General features: G+C 48.5%; 28 protein-coding genes and 1 riboswitch. Of the genes, 25 read left to right on the forward strand and 3 right to left on the reverse strand.

Going from position 1 to position 23,859, the window contains the following annotated elements:
- Positions 1 to 288: 288 nt before the first annotated feature.
- Positions 289 to 813, reverse strand: coding sequence for a hypothetical protein (locus tag ACI1P2_RS27155; RefSeq protein ID WP_355325793.1), 525 nt, complete (start codon positions 811 to 813; stop codon positions 289 to 291).
- Between the two features lie 299 nt (positions 814 to 1,112).
- On the opposite strand from ACI1P2_RS27155, the gene ACI1P2_RS27160 reads away from it, so the two are divergent.
- From ACI1P2_RS27160 to rsmI, 10 genes are all read left to right on the forward strand, one after another.
- Positions 1,113 to 1,298, forward strand: coding sequence for a sigma factor G inhibitor Gin (locus tag ACI1P2_RS27160; RefSeq protein WP_355325796.1), 186 nt, complete (start codon positions 1,113 to 1,115; stop codon positions 1,296 to 1,298).
- A 128-nt stretch (positions 1,299 to 1,426) separates the two neighbouring features.
- Positions 1,427 to 2,935, forward strand: coding sequence for an aminotransferase class I/II-fold pyridoxal phosphate-dependent enzyme (locus tag ACI1P2_RS27165; RefSeq protein WP_355325799.1), 1,509 nt, complete (start codon positions 1,427 to 1,429; stop codon positions 2,933 to 2,935).
- A 198-nt stretch (positions 2,936 to 3,133) separates the two neighbouring features.
- Entirely contained in the window at positions 3,134 to 3,775 is a 642-nt protein-coding gene (gene tmk / locus ACI1P2_RS27170; RefSeq protein WP_355325802.1) for a dTMP kinase, read from the forward strand.
- A gap of 83 nt (positions 3,776 to 3,858) precedes the next feature.
- The gene (locus ACI1P2_RS27175) at positions 3,859 to 4,188 is read left to right on the forward strand and encodes a cyclic-di-AMP receptor (RefSeq protein WP_355325804.1); all 330 of its coding nucleotides are present in this window, start codon (positions 3,859 to 3,861) and stop codon (positions 4,186 to 4,188) included.
- Between the two features lie 180 nt (positions 4,189 to 4,368).
- Entirely contained in the window at positions 4,369 to 4,812 is a 444-nt protein-coding gene (locus ACI1P2_RS27180) for a YaaR family protein (RefSeq protein ID WP_355325809.1), read from the forward strand.
- Between the two features lie 136 nt (positions 4,813 to 4,948).
- Positions 4,949 to 5,944 (forward strand): DNA polymerase III subunit delta', encoded by a 996-nt coding sequence (gene holB, locus ACI1P2_RS27185; RefSeq protein ID WP_355325812.1) that lies wholly within the window; start codon positions 4,949 to 4,951, stop codon positions 5,942 to 5,944.
- Positions 5,945 to 6,062: 118 nt separating this feature from the next.
- Positions 6,063 to 6,863: a PSP1 domain-containing protein gene (locus ACI1P2_RS27190; RefSeq protein ID WP_355325815.1), complete on the forward strand. Its 801-nt coding sequence runs from the start codon at positions 6,063 to 6,065 to the stop codon at positions 6,861 to 6,863.
- 66 nt (positions 6,864 to 6,929) lie between these two features.
- Positions 6,930 to 7,274, forward strand: coding sequence for an initiation-control protein YabA (locus ACI1P2_RS27195; protein ID WP_408976362.1), 345 nt, complete (start codon positions 6,930 to 6,932; stop codon positions 7,272 to 7,274).
- 72 nt (positions 7,275 to 7,346) lie between these two features.
- Positions 7,347 to 8,132 (forward strand): tRNA1(Val) (adenine(37)-N6)-methyltransferase, encoded by a 786-nt coding sequence (locus ACI1P2_RS27200; protein WP_355325821.1) that lies wholly within the window; start codon positions 7,347 to 7,349, stop codon positions 8,130 to 8,132.
- A 36-nt stretch (positions 8,133 to 8,168) separates the two neighbouring features.
- The gene (gene rsmI / locus ACI1P2_RS27205; RefSeq protein ID WP_355325824.1) at positions 8,169 to 9,062 is read left to right on the forward strand and encodes a 16S rRNA (cytidine(1402)-2'-O)-methyltransferase; all 894 of its coding nucleotides are present in this window, start codon (positions 8,169 to 8,171) and stop codon (positions 9,060 to 9,062) included.
- Positions 9,063 to 9,192: 130 nt separating this feature from the next.
- Here rsmI and ACI1P2_RS27210 read toward each other — a convergent pair whose 3' ends face one another.
- Positions 9,193 to 9,447: an AbrB/MazE/SpoVT family DNA-binding domain-containing protein gene (locus tag ACI1P2_RS27210; RefSeq protein ID WP_018888060.1), complete on the reverse strand. Its 255-nt coding sequence runs from the start codon at positions 9,445 to 9,447 to the stop codon at positions 9,193 to 9,195.
- Positions 9,448 to 9,773: 326 nt separating this feature from the next.
- Here ACI1P2_RS27210 and ACI1P2_RS27215 point away from each other — a divergent pair, with 326 nt between their 5' ends.
- From ACI1P2_RS27215 to ACI1P2_RS27275, 13 genes are all read left to right on the forward strand, one after another.
- Positions 9,774 to 11,054: an HD domain-containing protein gene (locus tag ACI1P2_RS27215; RefSeq protein WP_355325957.1), complete on the forward strand. Its 1,281-nt coding sequence runs from the start codon at positions 9,774 to 9,776 to the stop codon at positions 11,052 to 11,054.
- A 114-nt stretch (positions 11,055 to 11,168) separates the two neighbouring features.
- A complete protein-coding gene (locus ACI1P2_RS27220; protein WP_355325826.1) occupies positions 11,169 to 11,960 on the forward strand; it encodes a TatD family hydrolase in 792 nt (263 codons plus the stop codon).
- A 186-nt stretch (positions 11,961 to 12,146) separates the two neighbouring features.
- Positions 12,147 to 12,403, forward strand: a riboswitch (cyclic di-AMP (ydaO/yuaA leader).
- A gap of 281 nt (positions 12,404 to 12,684) precedes the next feature.
- Entirely contained in the window at positions 12,685 to 13,824 is a 1,140-nt protein-coding gene (locus tag ACI1P2_RS27225) for a ubiquitin-like domain-containing protein (RefSeq protein ID WP_355325829.1), read from the forward strand.
- A 127-nt stretch (positions 13,825 to 13,951) separates the two neighbouring features.
- Positions 13,952 to 14,497, forward strand: coding sequence for a ribonuclease M5 (rnmV, locus tag ACI1P2_RS27230; protein WP_355325832.1), 546 nt, complete (start codon positions 13,952 to 13,954; stop codon positions 14,495 to 14,497).
- Positions 14,498 to 14,502: 5 nt separating this feature from the next.
- A complete protein-coding gene (gene rsmA, locus ACI1P2_RS27235; protein ID WP_355325835.1) occupies positions 14,503 to 15,387 on the forward strand; it encodes a 16S rRNA (adenine(1518)-N(6)/adenine(1519)-N(6))-dimethyltransferase RsmA in 885 nt (294 codons plus the stop codon).
- An 86-nt stretch (positions 15,388 to 15,473) separates the two neighbouring features.
- Positions 15,474 to 16,364: a sporulation peptidase YabG gene (yabG, locus tag ACI1P2_RS27240; RefSeq protein ID WP_355325960.1), complete on the forward strand. Its 891-nt coding sequence runs from the start codon at positions 15,474 to 15,476 to the stop codon at positions 16,362 to 16,364.
- A gap of 404 nt (positions 16,365 to 16,768) precedes the next feature.
- Complete coding sequence (veg, locus tag ACI1P2_RS27245) at positions 16,769 to 17,038, forward strand: biofilm formation stimulator Veg (protein WP_355325838.1); 270 nt, start codon at positions 16,769 to 16,771, stop codon at positions 17,036 to 17,038.
- A gap of 152 nt (positions 17,039 to 17,190) precedes the next feature.
- Complete coding sequence (locus ACI1P2_RS27250) at positions 17,191 to 17,376, forward strand: small, acid-soluble spore protein, alpha/beta type (protein WP_355325841.1); 186 nt, start codon at positions 17,191 to 17,193, stop codon at positions 17,374 to 17,376.
- Positions 17,377 to 17,518: 142 nt separating this feature from the next.
- Positions 17,519 to 18,373: a 4-(cytidine 5'-diphospho)-2-C-methyl-D-erythritol kinase gene (gene ispE, locus ACI1P2_RS27255; RefSeq protein ID WP_355325844.1), complete on the forward strand. Its 855-nt coding sequence runs from the start codon at positions 17,519 to 17,521 to the stop codon at positions 18,371 to 18,373.
- 94 nt (positions 18,374 to 18,467) lie between these two features.
- Positions 18,468 to 19,292, forward strand: a complete 825-nt coding sequence (gene purR, locus ACI1P2_RS27260) for a pur operon repressor (protein ID WP_355325847.1) — start codon at positions 18,468 to 18,470, stop codon at positions 19,290 to 19,292.
- Between the two features lie 167 nt (positions 19,293 to 19,459).
- The gene (spoVG, locus tag ACI1P2_RS27265) at positions 19,460 to 19,744 is read left to right on the forward strand and encodes a septation regulator SpoVG (RefSeq protein WP_305756792.1); all 285 of its coding nucleotides are present in this window, start codon (positions 19,460 to 19,462) and stop codon (positions 19,742 to 19,744) included.
- Positions 19,745 to 20,056: 312 nt separating this feature from the next.
- Positions 20,057 to 21,454 carry a bifunctional UDP-N-acetylglucosamine diphosphorylase/glucosamine-1-phosphate N-acetyltransferase GlmU gene (glmU, locus tag ACI1P2_RS27270; RefSeq protein WP_355325851.1) on the forward strand — a complete coding sequence of 466 codons (1,398 nt, stop codon included), beginning with the start codon at positions 20,057 to 20,059 and terminating at the stop codon, positions 21,452 to 21,454.
- 114 nt (positions 21,455 to 21,568) lie between these two features.
- Positions 21,569 to 22,522, forward strand: coding sequence for a ribose-phosphate diphosphokinase (locus tag ACI1P2_RS27275; RefSeq protein WP_355325854.1), 954 nt, complete (start codon positions 21,569 to 21,571; stop codon positions 22,520 to 22,522).
- A gap of 77 nt (positions 22,523 to 22,599) precedes the next feature.
- On the opposite strand, the gene ACI1P2_RS27280 is transcribed toward ACI1P2_RS27275, so the two are convergent.
- Positions 22,600 to 22,803 (reverse strand): hypothetical protein, encoded by a 204-nt coding sequence (locus ACI1P2_RS27280; RefSeq protein ID WP_355325857.1) that lies wholly within the window; start codon positions 22,801 to 22,803, stop codon positions 22,600 to 22,602.
- A 108-nt stretch (positions 22,804 to 22,911) separates the two neighbouring features.
- On the opposite strand from ACI1P2_RS27280, the gene pth reads away from it, so the two are divergent.
- Both pth and ACI1P2_RS27290 read left to right on the forward strand, forming a co-directional pair.
- The gene (gene pth / locus ACI1P2_RS27285; protein WP_355325860.1) at positions 22,912 to 23,472 is read left to right on the forward strand and encodes an aminoacyl-tRNA hydrolase; all 561 of its coding nucleotides are present in this window, start codon (positions 22,912 to 22,914) and stop codon (positions 23,470 to 23,472) included.
- A 95-nt stretch (positions 23,473 to 23,567) separates the two neighbouring features.
- Positions 23,568 to 23,798 carry an anti-sigma-F factor Fin family protein gene (locus ACI1P2_RS27290; protein WP_355325863.1) on the forward strand — a complete coding sequence of 77 codons (231 nt, stop codon included), beginning with the start codon at positions 23,568 to 23,570 and terminating at the stop codon, positions 23,796 to 23,798.
- Positions 23,799 to 23,859: the final 61 nt, after the last annotated feature.

Raw genomic sequence — 23,859 nt, forward strand, 5'->3', positions numbered from 1 at the left:
AATTCGGTTCACATGAACACTTTTTTAAGCGGATATTCCATCTGCTTTGTTTGCTGTACGCTTTTTCCTTGCTTGCATCAAAAAACAAACGGCACAGGGCTTTTTCCCCATGCCGTTTCCGATTCCATTTTATTTTCCGCTCTTGTCTTTGAGCTAAACTTAATGACATTGCCCATTAGGTGCTCTCTTTTTCGTTATAGAATGTATCAGGTTTCGTCGGAGCTGAACCATTCTACAGCAACAACTTGTATGTATCAGGCGAGGATGGAAGAGAGTGACCGGGGCTTATTATTGCTGATAGTAGGATACGTCCTGCTTATTAAACTTGATCATCCCGTCTTTACGTTCCCTTTTCAGCAAATATAGGGCCAACAAGCGCGGGCCTGCCAGCCATATGTGCCAGAACAGCAGGGAAAGGGTGAAGGACGGGGGTGAAAAGAAGAGAAAAACGATTGTAAAGCAGAACCCGATCCACATCACATGAAACTGTATGGCACTGAACGTAGGATAGCCTACATATTGCTCCGGCATATACCCTTGCCAAGGCAGCCTCCAATTGTAGGACCAACGCTTAAGGAAGGGTGAGCCCTTAATGACCAGAAAAGAACGGGTTATTACAAAATGAACCCACATCATCACGGGGAGAGCAAGCGCAAAGAGAAAGAAACTCGTCCAGTGCAGGGCGGCCATAAGAAAAAGAAGCATTAATATAGGCAGTGATAGATAGCTCCATAGGAGGGGGCGGTGAATATTCACCTTTCTAATTAACTTGTAATGATAGTACGTGGCTTTGGTACCGTTGTCTTCCAGCATTGGAAACAGTCATTCCCTTCATTCTAGTTCAGGATGTCCCTTGCTTTCTTCAGCCAAAGAAAGGCAGGAGGAAGTTAAGCCTATTGTAAGATATCAGCCCCAAAAATTGAATCGCTTTTCTTCTATTATCGGAAAAAGTATGTATTTTTTTAAATGCCCTACAGGTACAAACACCTCTTTTGCCGCCTTGGAATAAGGTATATAAATATGACTGCAGCTATGAAAAGGTATAAAATAATAGAAACTGCACCATACTGATAGCAAATACTGATAGTAAATGGATCAAGGTGGGATTCGATATGCAAGAGGAACAAGGGCATCGCTGTATTATTTGCGGGCATTACAAGTCGGAAGGTATATTAATCTTGTCGGAATATATATGTGATGCTTGTGAGGCGGAAATGGTACAGACGGATGCGACAGATGCCAAATATCATTTTTTTATTCATCAGTTAAAACAGCTTTGGGTGGAGAAAAACGCTTAGCAGAGGCCTATTAAGGCCTTTTTTTGTTGAATGAGTTCTGCTGAAGATAGGATTTACCCACGGTATACGATAAAATGGAAGGCAGTACAATTCTGTGCGAAAATTTGAATAAGCGGAAGGAATGCACGATGCCAAAGATCAATAAACAGTTGGCTCCCCTTATGGAGGCCCTGATTCAATACAGGGAGCAAAGAAAGATATCCTTTCATGTTCCTGGACACAAAAATGGCCAATTATATGATCAAACAGATATAGCTGGTTTATTGGCAGAGGTCATGTCAATTGATGCTACGGAGATTACAGGATTGGACGATCTCCATCACCCGGAAGGAGTGATTCGGCAGGCACAGGAGCTGGCTGCGGATTGTTTTGGGGCTGAGGAAAGCTATTTCCTCGTTGGAGGCAGCACCAGTGGCAATCTGGCTTTAATTTTGACGGTATGTGCAGAACCGGGGGATATTTTACTGGTGCAAAGAAACGTTCATAAATCGGTGCTGCACGGGTTAATGCTCGCGGGTGCGGATGCTGTTTTTCTGGAACCTTATGTAGACGAGGCGAGCGGACTATCCACACTGCCTTCAGCAGACACGGTGGCGGCCGCCATATCCGCTTATCCGCAGGCAAAGGGGCTGCTTGTCACTTCACCAAATTATTACGGCATGGGATCCAGTTTGGCGCCACTCGTTGAACTTTGCCATCATGCCGGTATCCCGCTTCTCGTAGATGAAGCCCATGGGGCGCATTTCAGCCAGCATCCTGATCTGCCGCCTTCGGCGATGTCGTACGGAGCAGACGGGGTTGTGCAGTCTACGCACAAAATGTTGTCCGCTATGACCATGGGAGCGATGCTGCATATTCAAGGGAAGTACCTGAACCGGGAAATTGTCCGTCAACGTTTGGCGATGATTCAGAGTTCAAGTCCATCCTATCCTTTAATGGCATCGCTTGACCTGGCACGCCGTTATCTCCATATGAACGGTACCTCCGCTTTTACAAAGGGCCTTTCGGCCGTACAAGCCTTCAAGGAAGCGATTAGGGAGATACCGAGGTTTCAGCTCCTGCAGACGGAAGCCCGATCGGATATTGAAGGCTATACCTTACAGGATCCGTTTAAGGTTGTGGTTTGGGATAGCTACGGCCGTTTGAGCGGATATGAACTGCAGCGAAGGCTTGAGGAGCAAGGATGCGTTCCTGAGATGAGTGATGAGCGTTATGTTGTCCTTTTATTCACACTGGGCACTACTCAAGCGGACGTTAATCACCTGGTGCAGGCATTTGTGCATATACATAAGCAAGATAAAAATCCGCCAATGCCCAGTGCTTTTCCAGGTATAGATTCTTACCCTAAAAAGGTTTCCACGTGGAACAATGAACCCGCAATTGCGGTCTCCAAACCGGTACCGTTTCGTTTAACCCCTGTATCCCCGGAAAAAATTAAAACAGTTCCCATCGAAGCCTGTGCCGGATATACGTCTGCAGAAATGATCATCCCTTATCCTCCAGGAATTCCACTTCTCTATCCAGGGGAAAAGATTGGAGAAGAGATTGCCGCACGGCTTCAACTGCTGCGTGATCAGGGAGCGAAATGTCAGGGAGCGACCGATGAGAAGCTTAACACGATTCGGGTATATCTTTGATGTAAGACGGGACCAATGTATACTATAATAAGAACAAGCATGTTGAACTCTCTCACCATTGAAGGTAGCGGGGAGATTGCTCACGTAACGACAGCTTAGCTTCCGCTTCAGCGCCGGAAGTCAGATAGTTGTATGATTTACGATGCTGCAGAGGATGAGAATTTTCTAACACCTAAAGATAAAGAAAGCAGGGAACGTATGAAGGGCAGAGGCAGATTTATCACATTGGAAGGGGGCGAGGGCTCCGGAAAAACAACGATGATCGGGCAACTTGCCAAGTACCTGGAAAGTCGGGGTTTGCCTTATTTGTCGACCAGGGAGCCGGGCGGTATTGAAATAGCAGAGAAAATCCGGTCTGTAATTCTGGACAGAGCGCACACCAATATGGATGCCCGTACTGAGGCTCTGCTGTATGCAGCGGCCCGCCGCCAGCACCTAGTGGAAAAGGTCGCACCTGCCGTTGAATCCGGGATGCTCGTGCTGTGCGACCGTTTTGTAGACAGCAGCCTGGTGTATCAAGGCTACGCACGTGGACTGGGCATGGAAGAGGTGGGCTCCATTAACCGTTTTGCCGTGGATTCCTGGCAGCCTGATCTAACCTTCTATCTGGATATTGAACCGGAGGTTGGGCTGGCCAGAATAGCTGCTCACCGGGGAAGTGAAGTGAACCGGCTCGATTTGGAGGATATATCGTTCCACCATAAAGTCAGAGAAGGTTATTTGCACCTCGCCCATCAGTATCCGGAACGCATCGTTGTAATTGATGCAGCACAGCAGCCTGAACAGGTTCTGCAGCAGATGACAGGGGTCCTTGCCAAACGGGTCCTGGAGGATTATTGAGCATCTTTGTTTAATTATATAGGTATAAGGGACAAAATGCGGTTGATTCGTTCCTTGTAACGAATTTAAGGAGGGAAAACAGGATGAAACTGATCATTGCGATTGTACAGGATAAAGACAGCAACAGACTGTCCAGTGGACTGGTTAAGGCGAACTTCCGTGCGACGAAGCTTGCCAGTACAGGCGGTTTTCTGCGGGCTGGGAATACGACATTCATGATCGGGGTAGATGACAGCCAGGTCGAAGCCGTAATGGAGGTCATCCGCAGCAGCTGTAAGGTACGGGAACAGCTGGTTACACCGGTCACACCGATGAGCGGAACCACCGACTCCTATCTGCCGCTTCCTGTAGAGGTTCAGGTCGGAGGAGCTACTGTGTTCGTCATGCCTGTCGACCGTTTCGAACATTTCTAATCTATAAATGCGTGTTCAAAAGATGACTTTTTGAACAACCTCTATAAATTCACTGCTGTTATGCCGATATCTTAGTCACACAGCGTTATATGCATCCCCAAAGCTGTTTATGCGGCCTGTTTTTCAAATTTACGCTGTTGCTGCCGCATGAATGAAGCAGGAGAAAGCAGGTCAATTGTTATGAAAATCAATCCAGGTTACCGCCCGCTGCAAAGCAGCCTGTCATCCAGCGACTCGACTTCCAAGCCTGTTCAGAGTAAAAGCTTCTCCGATATTATGCACCAGAATGGAGAGCAGGCTACTCAGGAAGAACTGAACCGGCGCTTCAAGGAAATACAAATGCAGGGAGACCGGCTGGCCCGATCCATGACAGTACGGGAGCTGAAGGCGTATAGAATGCTCGTCAAACGTTTTCTGGAGGATACGGTTCGGCGTGGAGTAGCGATGAAGGATACGCGTGGATGGGATCGGCGTGGGCGGAGCAAGCGCTACAAATTGATTGACGAGGTTGACTCCATTTTATTGCGTATGGCCGAGGAATTATTAGAGACAGAGCAGGGAAAAATTGAACTATTGCAGGGAGTCGGAGAAATTCGCGGGCTGCTGATCAATCTGGCTTTTTAGAATTCCCCCTTATATTTTGTTTAACGGCCGGCTTAGACCGGTTACCAGTACAATCTGCTTGCCTGTCGGGTCGGCAGATTATTTTTTGCCGAGCATACCGGATCATAGATCCGTTCGCCGAAAGCGAGGATATATAATGTCTTTTCAACAAATTGTCGGACAGGATGTGCCCAAGCGGCTGCTGCAAAATGCGCTCCGTACCGGCAGAGTAAGTCATGCCTACCTGTTTAGCGGCCCGCCCGGAAGCGGGCAGATGCAGATGGCGGTTACTTTCGCCCAGGCTTTATTTTGCCGGGAGCTTAAGGATGATGCTTGCGGAAAATGTCTGGAGTGCAGAAAAATAGAGCATGGCAACCATCCTGATCTTTATGTTATAGAACCGGATGGTGCGAGCATAAAAATAGATCAGATACGAGAACTGCAGCGGCTTTTTTCTTATCGTGCCGGAACCGAAAATCCGAAAGTCTATATTATCAGTCAAGCGGATACGATGACCGTTCAGGCAGCCAACAGTCTGCTGAAATTTCTGGAAGAACCCCAGGTGCCGGCGGTGGGCATTTTGATCTCGGATAATGGACAGGCTCTTCTTCCCACGATTCAATCAAGAACACAGCGTGTACCATTTTCACCATTGTCACCTGAAGTATTGATGCAGGAGCTGATCCGTGAGGGACATCCTGCTGCGTTGGTTCGTTGTGCCGTTCATTTGGCCTCTGGGCTGGATTCCTGCAGAGAAATTATCCAGCAGAATTGGTTTGCAGAAATTAGAAATGTAGTGTTACAATTAGTGAAGGAGTCCATGAGCAGAGGAAATTCTTCGATTATACTTGCTCAACAGAAGATTTTTAAAACAGGACTTTCCGAGCATCTGGACGCTTTTTTTCAGGTGTTACATTTGCTGTTCAAGGATATGCTGCACTTCCAGTACGGAAGGCAAGAAAGCATTGTTTTCATAGATCACTTGGAGAGCATCTCCAAGCTGGCAATCACCCGCAGCACCGAACAATGGGTCTCGTATATGGATTTGGCGGCGGAATGCAGGAAGAAGCTCCGCTACAATGTAAACGGTCAGCTGTGTGTGGAGCAGCTTCTGATCGGCATGTCGGATTCAGGCGGTACGATTACCGCCTAAAGACAGCGGACTCTTCGTATGTGACGGAGCTGTTAATAAGGCAACGTTAAACTTTCCATGGCGGCCATTACGTTACGGCTTCAGTTAAGGTTCTAGTGGCATACAAGGAGGTTTATTTTTGTATAGTGTAGTGGGTGTCCGCTTTAAAAAAGCGGGTAAGACGTATTATTTCGATCCGTTGGAGCTTCCTTTGGAGAAGGATAACTGCGTGATCGTAGAGACGGCGCGTGGTATCGAATATGGTAAGGTGGTTGTAGGCAAGAAGGAAGTAAATGATTCGGACGTCGTGCTGCCCCTAAAGAAAGTAATTCGTATTGCCGGAGAAGCGGATGCGCTGATTGTTGAGGAGAATAAACGAGCGGCACAGGAAGCATTCGGTATTTGCTTAAATAAAATTAAAGACCATGGCCTTAAAATGAAGCTTGTTGACGTTGAGTTTACATTTGACCGCAATAAGATCATCTTTTACTTTACGGCCGAGGGAAGAGTTGATTTCCGCGAGCTTGTAAAGGATTTAGCCAGTATTTTCCGTACGCGTATTGAGCTCAGACAGATCGGTGTTCGGGATGAAGCCAAGATGCTTGGAGGCATAGGACCGTGTGGACGCGTGCTGTGCTGCTCATCATGGCTGGGTGATTTTGAACCCGTGTCCATCAAGATGGCCAAGGACCAAAGTTTGTCCCTGAATCCGACCAAAATTTCCGGTTTGTGCGGCAGATTAATGTGCTGCCTCAAGTTTGAGCATGATAACTATGAGAGCGCCAAGGAAGAGCTGCCGCAGGTTGGCAAGCTGGTCGTTACTTCTCTTGGAGAGGGCAAGGTTGTCGGTATAAATGCAGAGCATCGTACGGTGCATGTACAGCTATTCGAGATCAGCAAGGTCAAGGAACTTCCAATGGACGACGTCGTCGTCAAGTAAACCATTAGGTTGCTTCGGGGTGGAATCTTGGATAAAAAACTAAATGTTTTTGCGCGTATTCACGAAATGGAAACACAAATGGGACAGATGCATAATGACCTGGGTGAGCTGAAGCTTGCAGTGAAGGAACTGCTGGAAGAAAACCAGCGGCTTACGATTGAAAACGAACAGCTGCGCAAAATGCTCATTCGCGATAACGCAAGAGCGGAAGAGCCGGAAACGGAGCAGCCTGTACCCCTTTCTGCGAAGGACGCGGAGACTGAAGAGTCCGGGTCTGGAGAGGTTGTGGGTGAAGGCTATGACAATTTGGCAAGGCTGTATCATGAAGGTTTTCATATATGCAATGTGTATTACGGACATTTGCGGACAGAGGGCGACTGCCTGTTCTGCTTGTCATTTTTGAATAAATAAATACAAAGCCGTAGGGCACGTGCCTGCGGCTTTTTCTTTAGCCATATAGTTTAAAAGGATGGATAAACCGAAATGATGGAAGAAAAGCATAAATCCGAAAGGATTGACGATCTGTTAACTCATAATTTGCGCATTATACAAAGTGATGAAGTGTTCAGCTTTTCCATGGATGCCGTGCTGCTGGCCAGATTTGCAGGCATACCTGTGCGTGGAAAAATACTCGATTTGTGTACAGGCAACGGCGTGGTGCCTCTTCTGCTGACGACAAGAACGAAGGCGGCCATCGAAGGGATCGAAATTCAGCCCCGCCTGGCGGATATGGCGCGCCGCAGCGTAGCCATGAATGGGTTAGAGGACAGGATTACGATCCGTGAAGGGGATTTGAGAACCCTGTTTGAAGTAACAGGACATGGGGTATATGATGCGATAACGGTCAATCCTCCTTATATGCCTCTGAATGGCAGCGATATCAAGCTGAATCCCCATCAGGCTATAGCAAGGCATGAGCTGAACTGCACGCTGGAGGAAGTGATTTTGGCTTGTACCCGCCTCATCCGGACCGGGGGCAAGGTCTCCATGGTACATCGTCCGCAACGGCTTGCTGAGATTATATCTCTTATGCGTATGCATAGACTGGAGCCCAAGCGTATCCGCTTCGTGCATCCACGAGCTCATCTGGAAGCCAATATGGTGCTTATTGAGGCTATGCGGGACGCGAAGCCGGATGTACGCCTGCTGTCGCCGCTGATCGTGTACGATGGCAACGGACGCAATCAATACACAGCTGAAATGCAGGAAATATACTTTGGCAAGGAATCAGGGACACAAGTGGAAAGCAAACCTGACATTGAAGGGTAGGCTGATTAACTATAAACTCCAAGGAGATATATGGATATGAAATTAGCAGTACAAAAAAGCTATTCGGACCGCACTAACGGATATGGAACGTTATTTCTGGTAGGTACGCCGATTGGCAATCTGGAGGATATGACCTTCCGCGCTGTAAGGACACTGCAGGAGTGCAGCATCATTGCAGCCGAGGATACGAGGCAAACCCGCAAATTGCTTACTCATTTCGACATTATTCCTGAGAAGCTGTTCAGCTACCATGAGCATAATAAGTCGGCAAGCGGGCCCGAACTGATACGCTATATAATGGAAGGAAAAAATTTGGCGCTCGTCAGCGATGCCGGCCTGCCGGCCATTTCGGACCCGGGGGCAGATCTCGTCCGACTTGCGCTGAGTGCAGGGGTTGCCGTTGTCCCTATACCGGGAGCCAATGCTGCTCTGTCGGCGCTTATTGCCTCCGGATTGAATACGGAAAGGTTTACCTTTGCCGGTTTTCCGCCGCGGGAACGGAAGGAGTTGCTCTCCCTTCTAGAAAAATTTGAAGCTTCCCATGGCACGTTATTGTTTTATGAATCGCCGCATCGGGTTGTCAAGACGCTTGCCACCATTCAGGAGGCATATGGAAACCGTCAAGTCGTGCTTGCCAGAGAGCTTACAAAACTTCATGAGGAATGGGTGAGGGGGACTGCAGCAGATTGCCTGGCTTGGCTGGAGGAGCATCCGCCTCTGGGGGAATACTGTTTGGTTGTTGAAGGAAAGAGCGCACAGGAAGAAGCTGAGGAAAAACAAGCATGGTGGAAAGAATTAACGTTGCAGGAGCACGTAAAGCATTATGAGTCTGAGGGAATCAGCAGGAAAGAGGCCATGAAACGTACGGCTGCTGATCGCTCGCTTTCAAAAAGGGATGTGTATAATGCGCTGTTGTCTTCCGGGGAATAAATGAATTTTATCCGAATTTTATGCAAAAAAAACCTTCCGACGGCAGGGATCAACCGCGGAAGGCAGCAAGGAGATATGAAAAGGTTAGAATTAACAGTTGTTTGTTGTTTTTTATTATATACTATAAATCTTATTTTGTCACAGGTGTTGGGATTTCGGAAATGCATTCGTTGCAAACAATTTTGCCTTTGAAGTAAGTAACATTTTCCGCATTGCCGCAGAAGATACACGCAGGCTCGTATTTTTTGAGCATAATACGCTCACCGTCAACGTAAATTTCCAGAGCGTCCTTTTCACCAATGCCCAGTGTACGGCGCAGCTCGATCGGAATAACGACACGTCCAAGTTCATCAACTTTTCTTACAATACCAGTAGATTTCATCATAATAAATCAGGCTCCTCTCGCCATATAAAAAGTTTCAATTGTCATCATTCGACATAATTTTCTGTTTTCTGATTTTAACTATACCAACGATTCCCAAATCAGTCAACCTAAAAGTTAGGCATGAAACCTAAATTTTCAAAATCAAACCTGCTAATATGACTAGAAATCAACGATTAATATCATTAAATAAGTTTAAATGAATTTGTCGATTTGGAAATCAAAATTAGCCTAAATACGACGTAATTCGACATTCGTGTCGAATTGTATGCGATCCAGTCTGCTTTACATATACAATATTTTGAAGGAGCTGAGGCCAAATGAATTTCATGCAGCAGCCGCTTACGGAAGAGAAGGTATTTAAAGATCCGGTCCACAATTACATTCATGTTCAGGATGTTGTCATCTGGCGATTGATTAATACTCCCGAATTTCAAAGACTGCGCCGTATTCGTCAGCTGGGAACTTCCTATTTAACCTTTCATGGAGCTGAACACAGCCGCTTCTCCCATTCTCTGGGTGTATACGAGATTACACGGCGCATTATTTCCCAATTTGAACGCGGTGAATATTCAGACTGGCCCAAAGAAGAAAAACTGGTCGCCCTGTGTGCCGCCCTGCTGCATGATGTGGGGCATGGACCGTTTTCCCATTCCATCGAAGAAGCCTTTGGCATGAATCATGAGGATTGGACCTGCCGCATCATTTTGGGAGACACGGAGATCAATACAGTCCTCCGCCAGGTGGAAGCCGGGTTTCCGGAGAAGGTCGCTGCCGTGATCTCAAAAACCTACGACAAACCGATTGTAGTCAACCTCGTAACGAGTCCGCTTGACGCGGACAGAATGGATTATCTGCTGCGGGATGCTTACCAGACTGGCGTAAATTACGGCACCATCGACCTTGACCGTATTCTGCGCTTGCTCCGCCCTCATAAGGGCCGTATTGTCGTCAAGGATTCTGGAATGCATGCCGTGGAGGACTACCTGATGTCCCGTTACCAGATGTACTGGCAAATTTATTTTCATCCGGTGACCCGCAGCTCGGAAATCATACTGCGGCTTATTTTCCGGAGGGCCAAGGAACTTATGGACCAGGGATATACCTTCGGATTTCTGCTTGATCCTCTTCCGGATTTAATCCGCGGTGATCTGACAGTCAGCCAGTATCTGATGCTGGATGAATCTCTGATACAAACCGTATTCAATCTATGGAAGAAAGAAGAGGACCCTATTCTGAGCGACCTGTGCTCTCGTTTTATAGATCGTAGGCTATATAAATATGTACAAATCGATTCCATGGATATGGCTATGATTGATGAATTGCGGGACGCTCTGGCGAAGGCCGGGCTCCACCCCGAATATGACCTGGAAATTGATTTTCCGACAGACCTTCCTTATGATGTATTCCGGAAGGACGGATCGACAGAGAACCAGATTTTGCTGCTTGATCGTGAGGGCGACGTGCGTGAAATTTCCGAAGTATCGGATATCGTCCGCTCGATCAGCGGTATTCACCGGGGGAAATACCATCTGTATTACCCGCAGAATAAATTGGAGCAAATCAAGGATATACTGCCGCCGGATGTCCAGAAATTGTTTGTAAAATAACCTTCAAGTCATTTGTTTCAGCCTTAAGCATCATGATATAAAAGGTTGCAAAAATAGAAAATTGCCAAAGAAAGAAATTAATCTAAATTAAATCCAATTAAGGAGGAACAATCCTTGGAATTATTTGATACACACACTCATCTAGATTCGCCACAATTTAATGAAGACAGAGAGCAGATCATATCAAATGCCGTCGAAGCGGGAGTTACGCGGATGATCAATGTCGGCTTTAATAGAGAGACTATTCCCAGTACAATGAAGCTTGCCGAAATGTATGATTTTATTTATGCAGCTGTCGGATGGCATCCTGTGGATGCCATCACCATGCAGGATGGGGATTTGGAATGGATTGCATCGCTTTGCGAACATGAGAAGGTTGTGGCCATTGGAGAAATTGGGCTGGATTACCATTGGGATACTTCTCCAAAGGATGTTCAGCAGCAGGTGCTGCGCCGACAAATTGGACTTGCCCGGGAGCTGGGAATGCCTATTGTCATTCACAATCGGGATGCGCATGAGGATATCGTGAAAATTTTGCGTGAAGAGAAAGCACATGAGGTTGGTGGAGTGATGCATTCGTTCTCCGGCAGCTGGGAAATTGCTAAATTATGTCTGAATATGGGATTTCATTTGTCTTTTGGCGGACCGATTACGTTCAAAAATGCGCGCCAGCCGAAAGAGGTTTTGGCGCAGGTGCCGATGGACCGTTTATTGATTGAGACCGATTCCCCTTACTTGACTCCGCACCCCTACAGAGGCAAACGAAATGAGTCGTCCTATGTGAAATTGGTGGCTGAGGCAGCTGCCCAAATTAAGGGAATCCCCGTGGAGGATTTGGCGGCTGTCACGACCCAAAATGGGCTGGAACGATTTTACATCGGGAGAAAACACGAGATAAACCGTTAAAAAAGAAAGACAGACGGAGTTAAACATAAAAATGTTTCGGGAAAACGGCGATTATTACAATATTTTAACCGATTATTTAGAGAAAAACACTTGAAACCTGCTTTACAACATGCATATAAACAGGATATCATCGTTTCAGTGAATTATTGAGGCCGTGTAAAGGAGCAGATCAATAGTTCATTTCATGGACCAGTCTCGCTTAGTCTCCGTAATGGAGAACGGGGGAACCGATATGATGGCAGGCCGAAAGGGAGCTGCAGCGGAGCCTACAGACATAGACACGCTGCTGTGTGCTGTTCCTTTCTGACATCATAGTTCGATTTCTTTTCTGGGTCTTAGGGGTGAATGTGAAGGCAACCGCCATGAGCGGGTGACTGGAACTAGGGCGACTCTCTACGTCCGAACCCGACAGCTAACCCCGTAAGCGTATCAAGAGAGAAGCTACCTCGTGCATGGATTTTCCGCGTAATCATTGACGGAAGCCGCGAAAGAGCTCTCTTAACTCTTTCCTGGCTTTTTTAGTTTATGAATATGGGAGAACTTGCCCACATACTGTTACATAACGGAGTTATGAACCAGTAAAGGGGGGCGCCATGCTGCGAAGACGGGAACATGATGCAGGGCAGGCTGCAGTCAGGCTTGTCTTGTAGAAAATCTGGTATAGTCGCGTCAATTTCAATCATGCATTACTCTAGACGGCGAGGCTATGAAGGAGGACGGAGAAGTGGGAATTTTCCAGCAAGGGGATGCCCATGAGTCACGCTCATCCAGCATGTCTTACGCGTTGCGATGGAAGCATGAAAAATTGCGCCGCGCATCACTGGTCGCTATTTTTCTAATCGCACTAACAATCATGATCTCTATTCTGGTGTACACGCAGACAAAGAAACAAGTGGTTCTGGTCGTCAACGGCCAGACAAGAGCGGTGGAAACCCGCGGGGAAAGTTTGCAGGATGTTCTGGAAGAGCATTCCATTACACTGGCACCTCATGATAAGATTTCCATGCCGGTGAACGGAGCCATCCAGGATGGTGACCGTGTAGTCATTACACGGGCTACCCAAGTGAATGTATCCGCAGGCTATGAAACCAAAAAGCTGTACACTACCGAAAATACAGTAAAAGACGCTGTTCAAACCTTGGGCTATGATTTGTCACCGGAAGATAAGGTTTCCCCTTCCCTCGAGACCAAAATCTCTTCTAACATGGATATAAAAATCGTCCGTGTAACGAAGCAGCAGGTTCGGCAAAAGGCAGAGATCCCTTACAGAGTCGTCAAGACGGCCGACCCAAGCTTGTACAAGGGAGATAACCGTGTCCTGGTGAGCGGTAAAGACGGAGTCATGATCCAGAATATCGAGAAGGTGTATCATGACGGGAAACTGGTTTCAAAGCACATGGTCAGCAAAGAGGTCGGTACGAACCGTGTTGATAAGGTTATTGCAGTAGGCACAAAGAAGAAGCCTGTTGTACTGGCGGCATCTACCGGACCTTCCGATTCCGCAAGCACGGCCAGTGCCAGTACGATTAGCCGGGCAGGAATAGAATTTAAATATACAAAAGTGTTAAACGATGTATCCATGACAGCCTACTCCTCACAGCAGCCCGGCATTGGTACCCGGACATCTTCCGGTACGCGCGTAACCGAAGGACGGACCATTGCCGTGGATCCCGACGTGATTCCAATCGGCTGGTGGGTATATATTGAAGGTCTCGGCTTCCGCCGTGCAGAGGATACTGGCGGCGCCATCAAAGGTAACAAAATTGATGTGTATTATGAGAGCTTAAACAAAGCGATGAACTTTGGCCGTAAAAGCGGGATGACGGTATATGTCATCGGGCCGGTTAAGCCGGAATTGAATTAACCATCGGCAGATTGAAGGTTGTATTTCAATCGCTGATTAGGATAGTATTAAGATCATAAAGATGCCATGCTAAGAAGAGGATGATCATCCTCTTCTTATTTTTTGTTCAGGAAGGAAGAAAGAAGCAATGATCAAGGAAGTCATCGTCGTGGAAGGCCGTGATGATACGGTTGCCGTTAAAAGGGCGGTTGAAGCCGACACCATTGAAACCGGCGGCTCTGCCATCAATGCCATGACCATTCGCAAAATTGCAATGGCTCAAAAGCGGCGCGGTGTCATTATATTGACCGATCCCGATCATGCCGGGGAACGGATACGGAAGATTATTGCCTCCAAGGTGCCGGGCTGCAAACAGGCTTTTATTCCGGAAGCGGAAGCGACCCGAAAAGGGGATATAGGAGTGGAGAATGCTTCCCCGGAAGCAATTCGCCATGCGCTCGCCAGGGTTCACACGACGGTGGAGGGTGCCAGCCCCTTGATCGATTGGGAAGACCTTATTAACGCAGGCCTGATCACACATCCAAGGGCGGCCTCCCGCCGGATGGCTTTGGGCAACCTGTTGGGCATCGGTTACTGCAACGGCAAGCAGCTTCATAAACGTCTGACGATGTTCCAGATCAGCCGCGAGGAATTCGTGGAAGCATTACAGCAAATTGAAAACGAAGGATTGTGATGGGCATGAAGGGGTTTGAAGATATTGCGACTCCACGCCGGACCAAGGAAATTATTCAAAGGCACGGTTTCTCGTTCAAGAAGAGCCTGGGCCAGAATTTTCTGATTGACCAGAATATACTGCAAAAAATCGTAGATGCCGCCGGATTGGATGAGACAAAGGGAGCGCTTGAGATCGGTCCGGGGATTGGAGCGCTGACGGAGCGGCTGGCCCGTTCCGCCAAACGCGTAACGGCTGTGGAGATTGATCAGCGGCTATTACCTATTCTGGACGAAGTTCTGGCCCCGTACGACCGCGTGCGTGTGCGTCATGGGGATGTGCTGAAGCTGGACCTTAAAGGGGTGTTTGCGGAGGACTTTGCGGATGTGGATAAGGTTAGTGTGGTGGCCAATCTGCCTTATTACGTTACAACTCCCATCCTGATGAAGCTGCTGGAGGACAAGCTGCCTTTGGAGAATATCGTCGTTATGATTCAAAAGGAGGTGGCTGAACGAATGGCCGCATCCCCGGGCTCCAAGGATTATGGCAGCTTGAGCATAGCGGTGCAGTATTACAGTGAGCCGGAGCTGGTATGCATCGTGCCACACACGGTATTCATTCCGCAGCCCAATGTGGAATCAGCGGTCATCCGGCTGCGTGTAAGACCGAAGCCGCCGGTCCAGGTGCCGGACGAACAGCATTTTTTTGAAGTCGTGCAGGCCGCCTTTGCCCAGCGGCGCAAAACGATTGCCAATAACCTGAAGAGCCGCTTCTTCACAAAAGAGAATAAGGACGCGCTAGAGCCGCTGCTGCGGTCTGCAGGCATTGAACCCTCCAGAAGGGGAGAGACGCTCAGCATCGGTGAATTCGCGCGTCTGAGCACGCTGCTGCTGGAAGCCGGCTATAGATAACCACCGGCCCTGCCATACCTGATTTCAGACGGCCGGAACCAAAGCGGGGTATTGCCCATACGATGGAGCAGGGGTGATACACATTGATGATCATTGGAGACTTGGTCGTTCGCAAATCGTACGGCGGGGACGTGACGTTCCGCGTAGAGGAAGTCTGGCGCAATAATGCCATTATTAAAGGGACAGAGTTCCGGCTTCTGGCAGACTCTCCTATGAGCGATCTGGTCAAAGTGCCGGCCGATCCGATGAACGGCATAACCAAGCAGGCGCAAATTAAAGCTCACCAATCCCTCTCTTCCCTGAAGCAGGAACGGCTGCAGCAGGCGGAGCGGGGGCATGAGCTGCTAAACCAAAGCCAGGCCGGGAATGCATCCTATTTTGAAATGCCCGGCAAGGTGCTCCATTTGGATGGGGATGTCAATTATCTGCATAAAAGCATGAGGCTGTATGAACAGCTCAGGGTTCCGGCCGAAGGGTATCATGTACATGAGTCCACCATGGCGGATGCTCTGCTGAAGCTGCTGCCGCGCTCGCGCCCCGATATTGTCGTCATCACTGGGCATGATGGTGTGCTCAAAAAGCGTCAGCCTTATGATTTGTACAGTCTGTCCAGCTACAAAAATTCACAGAACTTCGTATCCGCCATTCAGGTGGCAAGACAGTACGACAGGAATCTGGACTCGCTTACGATTGTGGCAGGGGCATGCCAGTCCCATTTTGAGGCGCTGCTCCGGGCAGGAGCGAATTTTGCCAGCTCCCCGGGCCGTATCCTGATTCATGCCTTGGATCCGGTATACGTTGCGGCCAAGGCTTCTTTTACATCGATAAAGGACACGGTCAATATGGGGGACATATTTAACCATACGATCAGTGGAAGTCAGGGAGTAGGGGGAGTGGAGACCCGGGGAAGCTACCGGATGGGTCTGCCGCGCCTGGAAAACCTGTCAACATTGAAGGTGACTCCTTCTGCAATATAAGTGCAAGTTCAAAAAGTCAGGTTTTCAGCACCGAGAAGGTTGAATGAAGCTAGGGACTGAGGAGCGGAGCGTACTTGAGGTACGTGAGCACCTGAAATGTTTCCGTAGGAAACATGCTTCGTAAGCATCCGCTTGGGCCCGGCTGAATTCAAGATTCGATGTCGAGTCCGCTTCCTGATTTACTTCGTGATCAAAAGATGACTTTTTGAACTACCTCTATAAGATGTATATGGCTTGAAACCGGCATGTGCCGCACCCCTGCTTGCAGGGGTTTTTTTGTGCATTATTTTTCAGGAAAAATTAAATTGACAACACAATTTGTCTGCTGTTATAATTAATTCCTTTGGTTTGACAATGACCGCCAAATCCATTATAATGGGCTAGGAAAGAGGTGGTCGTTAACAATGGCTAAAAATGCGCTATTGGATATCAAACGCAGTCTCGATGCACATGTAGGGCAAAAGATTTTGCTGAAGGCTAACGGCGGTCGGCGCAAGACCGTTGAACGAACTGGTGTATTGGAAGAAACGTACCCTTCTGTTTTTATTGTGAAGCTTGACCAAGAGCAGCAAAGCTGTAAGCGTGTTTCTTACAGTTACGCTGACATCCTTACAGAATCCGTGGAAGTTACCATTTACGATGCCGATGGACCGATGGTCGTCGAGTTTCGCTAATGCAGCTTTCCATTTATCACAAACAAGCGGCGTGGCTTATGGCTCCGCCGTTTTTTGCTGCCTGATACATGCTCAGGATAGGATATCGCCCCAGGGAGCATACTATGAACGGGAATATTCACCCTGTTTCCATTTTCAAGGAGGCGGTCACAATGAGCCGAAGAAAAAGAGGAATCATGTCAGAGGAGCTGAAGTACGAGCTCGCCAAGGATTTGGGGTTTTACGATACCGTGCGTGAGGAAGGCTGGGGCGGTATTAAAGCCAAGGATGCCGGCAATATGGTGAAAAGGGCGATCCAGCTTGCAGAACAAGCCGCCTCACGTAATCCGCGGCAGTAACAAAACAGCATGCTCCAGAAGCGGGGGGATTTGGCAGGGCGCCGGATTCCCCCGCTTTTTACCTGTTCCTATGCTTGACACGCTCGGTTTGATATAATATGTTAAATTGTCTTGAGCGAAAGAGTAAGGATGGGTGAACTCCTTGAGAATATACGAGAAGGCTCCGGCTAAAATCAATTTAATGCTTGATGTGCTGCGCAAACGCCCTGACGGATACCACGAGGTGGAAATGATCATGACCATGGTTGATCTTGCGGACAGGCTGGAAATGTCCGAGCTGCCGCGCGACACCATTATCATATCAAGTCAGGCCGGTTACATACCGCTGGATGAGAAGAACCTGGCCTTTCAGGCAGCAAGGCTGATTAAGGACAGATATAACGTAAATAAAGGTGTCTATATTCACCTTGATAAAAAGATACCCGTTGCCGCAGGCCTTGCAGGAGGCAGCAGTGATGCGGCCGCGACGCTGCGCGGCCTGAACCGTTTGTGGAAGCTCGGTATATCCGTTGAAGAGTTGTGCGAGCTTGGCGCCGAACTGGGATCGGATGTGCCCTTCTGCGTAACGGGAGGCACAGCGCTTGCGACCGGCCGTGGAGAGGTGCTGACTCCGCTGCCTAATCCGCCGCAATGCTGGGTTGTATTGGCGAAGCCGCCGATCAATGTATCCACCGCAGATGTCTACGGACGAATACGGGCTGACAGAATACAGCATCATCCGTCCGCCACGAGAATGGAACAGGCGATACGCGGGAATTCATTTGCGGCTGTCTGCAGAGAGCTCGGCAATGTGCTTGAGGACGTGACCCTGAAGCTGTATCCGGAAGTACAGCAACTGAAGGAGTCCATGATCCGGCTCGGGGCAGATGGCGTGCTGATGTCGGGCAGCGGCCCTACAGTTTTCGGCCTGGTCTCGAAGGAGGCCAAAATCCCACGCATATACAACGGGCTGCGGGGCTTTTGCAAAGAAGTGTACGCAGTACGGCTTTTAACATAAAAAAACGGTTAACCTTGTGTATATACGTACAAAAATGATATATTTTAATGAGAATATTCGGTTTTTGAACAATCGCAGATAGCGAGGAATTGCTGTGAAAAAATTAAAACGAAGCGCACGCCTGGTTGAGATGACTCAATTTTTATTGGCAAGGCCGCATACACTTGTACCCCTTACATATTTCGCTGACCGTTATGGGGCTGCCAAGTCATCCATCAGCGAGGATTTGGCTATTATCAAAGAAGTCTTTGAGGAAGACGGAACAGGAGAGCTGCAGACCTTGGCGGGAGCGGCCGGCGGGGTGAAGCTGATTCCCAGACTGTCCAGGGAGCACGCTTTGGCATTTGCCGAATCGCTTTGCAAGCAGCTGGAGCAGCCTGACCGGATTTTGCCGGGCGGGTATTTGTACATGTCCGATTTGCTCGGACAGCCTGCTACGATGAATGAAGCGGGTAAGATCTTTGCCACCGTATTTGCGGATCGTGCCATTGATGTGGTTATGACGGTGGAAACGAAAGGGATCCCGCTCGCTTACGCAACAGCCGCACAGCTGAACCTTCCCGTCGTTCTCGTACGGCGCGACCATCAGGTGACCGAGGGCTCGGCTGTGAGCATTAACTATGTGTCGGGATCGCAGAAGAGCCTTCATACGATGTCGCTTTCGAGAAGAGCGCTCCCTGAGAAGTCAAGAGTTCTGATCGTGGATGATTTCATGAAAGCGGGTGGAACCGTTCAGGGAATGGTTGATTTGCTGGTGGAATTTAATGCCACCGTATCAGGAGTAGGAGTGCTTGTAGAATCAGGCGAAGTCGATACAGAAGAAAGACTTTTGCATGATTATGTATCGCTCGCGAATCTAACAGCGGTCGACTCCAAAAGCAAGCAGATAAAAGTGAAACTTGGGAACTACTTCTGCTGACAATAAGTTAAAATACTTGAAAAAACCGCATCAATTCAATAAAAATTTAGTGTTTTGAAAAAATTGCCTTAATCCAGGATACAAATTGTACAAAAAAAGAAGGATTTTGATTCGTTGTGTGGAATTATACACCAAGTCCTCAATGGAAAAAGGTGGTGAATACACACATGCAAATTACGGATGTCAGACTCCGCCGAGTAAACTCCGAAGGAAGAATGAAGGCGATAGCCTCCATTACCATTGATAACGAGTTTGTCGTACACGACATACGGGTTATCGACGGGAACAATGGAATGTTCGTTGCGATGCCAAGCAAACGGACTCCGGATGGAGAGTTCCGCGACATTGCTCATCCGATTTCCTCAGGCACGCGCGAGAAAATTCAGGATGCCGTACTCGCTGAGTACGAACGCGCTGCCGTCGAGGAAGAAGTGATTGAAGAAGGCGCTTAAGGGTAACTTGAGACGCGATTGGGGTTTTAAAGAAAAGAGAGCCACTAACTGTGGCTCTCTTTTCTTTTTCTCTAGAATAAGATATATTCTTAATGGAGTTGTAAACTCTATGCAAATTTCAATAATGCCGCAAGGCAGTGACGACATAGTTTGCCGCCGGCATCGAACGATGACGCGGGCGGAAATGACAGCAGTCCGGCACAATCAATGTGGTTTCTTATTTAGCAGGAGGTCCAGCACAAAGCTGGTCTGAAAACCAGGCGACGCTGAACAAGAGATGCCGGTTGTTTTCAGAATAGGAGGGTAATTCTTTTGAAAAGGTTGGCTGTGATCCTTGCCGCAGGGCAGGGAAAGCGTATGAAATCCAAACTTTATAAGGTGCTGCATCCGGTATGCGGCAAGCCGATGGTCGGTCATGTCAGCGATACAATTCGTCAAGTGGGTGTGTCCCGCAGCATTGCCGTTGTCGGCCATGGGGCGGAAGCCGTTAAAGCTTATTTGGGCGATGCGGCTGAGTATGTTTTGCAAACAGAGCAGCTTGGAACCGGTCATGCGGTGAAAATGGCAAAGGAACTGCTCGCGCAGGAGAACGGAACGACGATCGTAATATGCGGAGACACACCGCTTGTGACGGCGGAAACTCTGGAAAGCTTGATCCGGCTGCATGAAGAGCGCGGCGCTGCTGCCACGATTTTGACCGCACACCTCGATCAGCCTCAGGGATACGGCCGGGTGATCCGCGATGCGTCGGGCTCGGTTACCAAAATTGTGGAACAGAAGGACTGCTCTCCTGAAGAGGACCGCGTTCAAGAGATTAACACTGGGACTTACTGCTTTGACAATGCCAAGCTGTTCAGCGCCTTGGATCGAATTACCAACCAAAATGCACAGCAGGAATACTATCTGACGGATGTCATCGGCATCATGCGCGGTGATGGAGATAATATCGAAGCTTATATGACGAATGACCCTGCAGAATCCATTGGTGTGAATGACCGGGTTGCCCTTTCCGAAGCAGAGCGCTTAATGAGGGAACGCATCGTACGCCGGCATATGCTGAATGGAGTGACCGTAATTGATCCGTCGTCGACATATATCGGGAGCGATGTGGTAATCGGTTCGGATACAGTCCTATATCCGGGTACTGTATTATCAGGCAGCACCCAAATTGCCGAAGATTGCACGATTGGACCGAATGCCGAGCTGACGGACACCATCGTTCAGAGCGGAGCCGAGATCAAATATTCAGTGCTGGCAGAAGCTGAAGTCGGTGAAAATACCTCTGTTGGTCCATTTGCGTATTTGCGTCCGGGGGCCAAGCTTGGAAATGATGTGAAAATCGGCGATTTTGTAGAAGTGAAGAACGCCACGATTGATGATCATTCCAAGGTGTCCCATTTGAGCTATATCGGCGATGCCAGAGTGGGTAAACATGTGAATATAGGATGTGGAGCAATAACGGTCAATTATGATGGTTATAATAAATCCATTACCGAAATCGAAGATCATGCGTTTGTAGGAAGTAATGTGAATCTCATTGCGCCGGTCAAGATTGGCCAGGGCGCATACGTCGTTGCAGGCTCAACCATTACGAAGGATGTCCCAGACAACGATATGGCGATTGCCAGAACACGCCAGGAGAACAAGACAGGCTATGCCGACAAACTCAGGACACGGGCCAAGGCGAAGAAAGACAGGCTAAACGGTTAGCAGGCATAACATTCATCTTATTCATATTATAATTCCCCCGGATTTCCCGGATATGCCGTCCACGAAGCGGTAATAAGGTTCCCATGGACGAACCAGCACGGAGGGTTTCTATTAATGACTTATTGTGATTCCAAACTCAAGATTTTCACCTGTAACTCCAATCCGAAATTAGCCCACCAGATTGCGGACTATATCGGAATCCCTATGGGGGAATCCCATACGACGTCCTTCAGCGACGGTGAAATTCAGGTTAAACTGTCAGAGAGTGTGCGGGGCTGTCACGTATACATTATCCAGTCCACCTGCCTTCCGGTGAACGACAACCTGATGGAGCTTCTGGTTATGGTGGATGCGCTCAAGCGGGCATCGGCCAAAAGCATAAACGTAGTCATCCCATATTATGGATACGCGCGGCAGGATCGTAAAGCCCGCAGCCGTGACCCGATCACAGCCAAACTGGTGGCGAACCTGATCGAAACAGCGGGAGCGCACAGGGTCATTACAATGGATTTGCACGCTATGCAGATTCAGGGCTTTTTCGATATTCCAGTGGATCATCTGCTGGGTGTTCCGATTCTGGCTCAGTATTTCCGCTCCAAGCAGATCGAGAATCCTGTTATCGTGTCCCCTGACCACGGCGGTGTAGTACGCGCCCGGAAGCTGGCTGATTTCCTGAATGCTCCCCTGGCCATTATCGATAAGCGCCGTCCGGAGCCAAACGTCAGCGAAGTTATGAACATTATCGGTAACATTGAGGGCAAAACAGCGATCATTATTGACGACATTATCGATACGGCGGGAACCATCGTGCTGGGGGCCAACGCATTGAAGGAAGGCGGCGTGAAGGAAGTATACGCATGCTGTACCCATCCGGTATTGTCCGGACCGGCCATGGAGCGCTTGGAGAATGCGCCGTTGAAGGAAGTCGTTGTTACCGATACCATCCCTATTGTACATCCTAACCCTACGAGCAAGCTGAAAGTGTTGTCCGTAGCACCTTTGATGGGTGAGGCTATTATTCGCGTCCATGAAGAACTGTCTATCAGCAAGCTGTTCGAAATAGAATAACCTGCCGGCACAGACTAGAGGGGTTACCTTTTCCATGTGGAAAAAGTAACCCCTGTCGGCATGTCCGGCCCGTTCCCTCAATACCCCGGACGTGACACAAAGGTAAAGCGCAGCCGATTGTACAAGGTATTGTCAATTTCGACGAAATGCTCATTAAAACGAGCGACAAGCCCGATACCGACGTGTGCACCAGTCTGATCGTACACCTGTACAGGAACGGTCTGTTTTAAGTGGTACAGAAAGTGGCTGTCGTAAACTAGTACATCTCCCTGATCACGCATAGATCGGTTTCACCTTCCTCATTTCAGAACAGCGTAATTATTAGGGATTTTTATTTTATCAATTATTTTAACAAAAAAATGAAAAATGCACAGAGAGGTGAAGCCGCGATGAAATGGATTGTCGGCCTCGGCAACCCGGGTCCTCAATATGAGAAAACGAGACATAATGTCGGTTTTATGGCTCTGGATCAGCTGGCTGCACGGCATGGGATTGCCATAAATCAGAGCAAATGCAAGGCTTTGATCGGTGAAGGTGTTATTGACGGCGTGAAAACGGTGCTGATCAAGCCCATGACCTATATGAATTTATCAGGTGAATCGGTGCGTGCCTATATGGATTATTATAAGGCCGATTTAAACGATTTAATCGTCGTCTATGATGATCTGGATACCGATGTCGGGAAAATCCGTCTCCGCTATCAAGGCAGTGCCGGCGGTCATAACGGGATCAAATCGATTATTCAACATACGGGCACTCAGCAGTTTAACCGGATTCGCATGGGGATATCGAGGCCTGAGCCCGGATACGCTATCGTGGACTATGTGCTGGGCGTTTTCCCGAAAAAAGAGAAGGAAGCTCTGGAGGGCATGATCAGCGAAACATGCGATGCTTTGGAGCATAGTCTGAACAATACGTTTGAAAGAACGATGGCCAAATTTAACAAATAATAGCCTGCCTCCCGGCGGAATCTTCCTGCACAGGGCTAAATGAAGCCTGACGGGGACATACTGAGAGGAATAGACCACTTTCGGGAGGCATATAGATGGCAGTAAACTATGTATGCAGGCATTGCCGGACCTTCATTGGCCGGATCGAGTCGGACCAGATCAGTGAGGAAAAGCTGGGCTTTCATTTCTTGACCCCCGCCGAGCGGCGGGATATAATAGCCTATAATTCAGGCGGAGAGATTACGGTCCGGATTACCTGCGACTATTGTACGGAGGCGCTGAAATCCCATCCGGAGCTCAGCCTGCTGGGAAATCCGCTACAATGATATAGGCTGTTAACAGCTATATAATTGGCCTTGTGGAGCCTTGGCACGTTGCTGAGGCTTC

Origin of the sequence: Paenibacillus jiangxiensis (assembly GCF_046098255.1) — a bacterium.
GTDB classification, from domain to species: domain Bacteria; phylum Bacillota; class Bacilli; order Paenibacillales; family Paenibacillaceae; genus Paenibacillus; species Paenibacillus jiagnxiensis.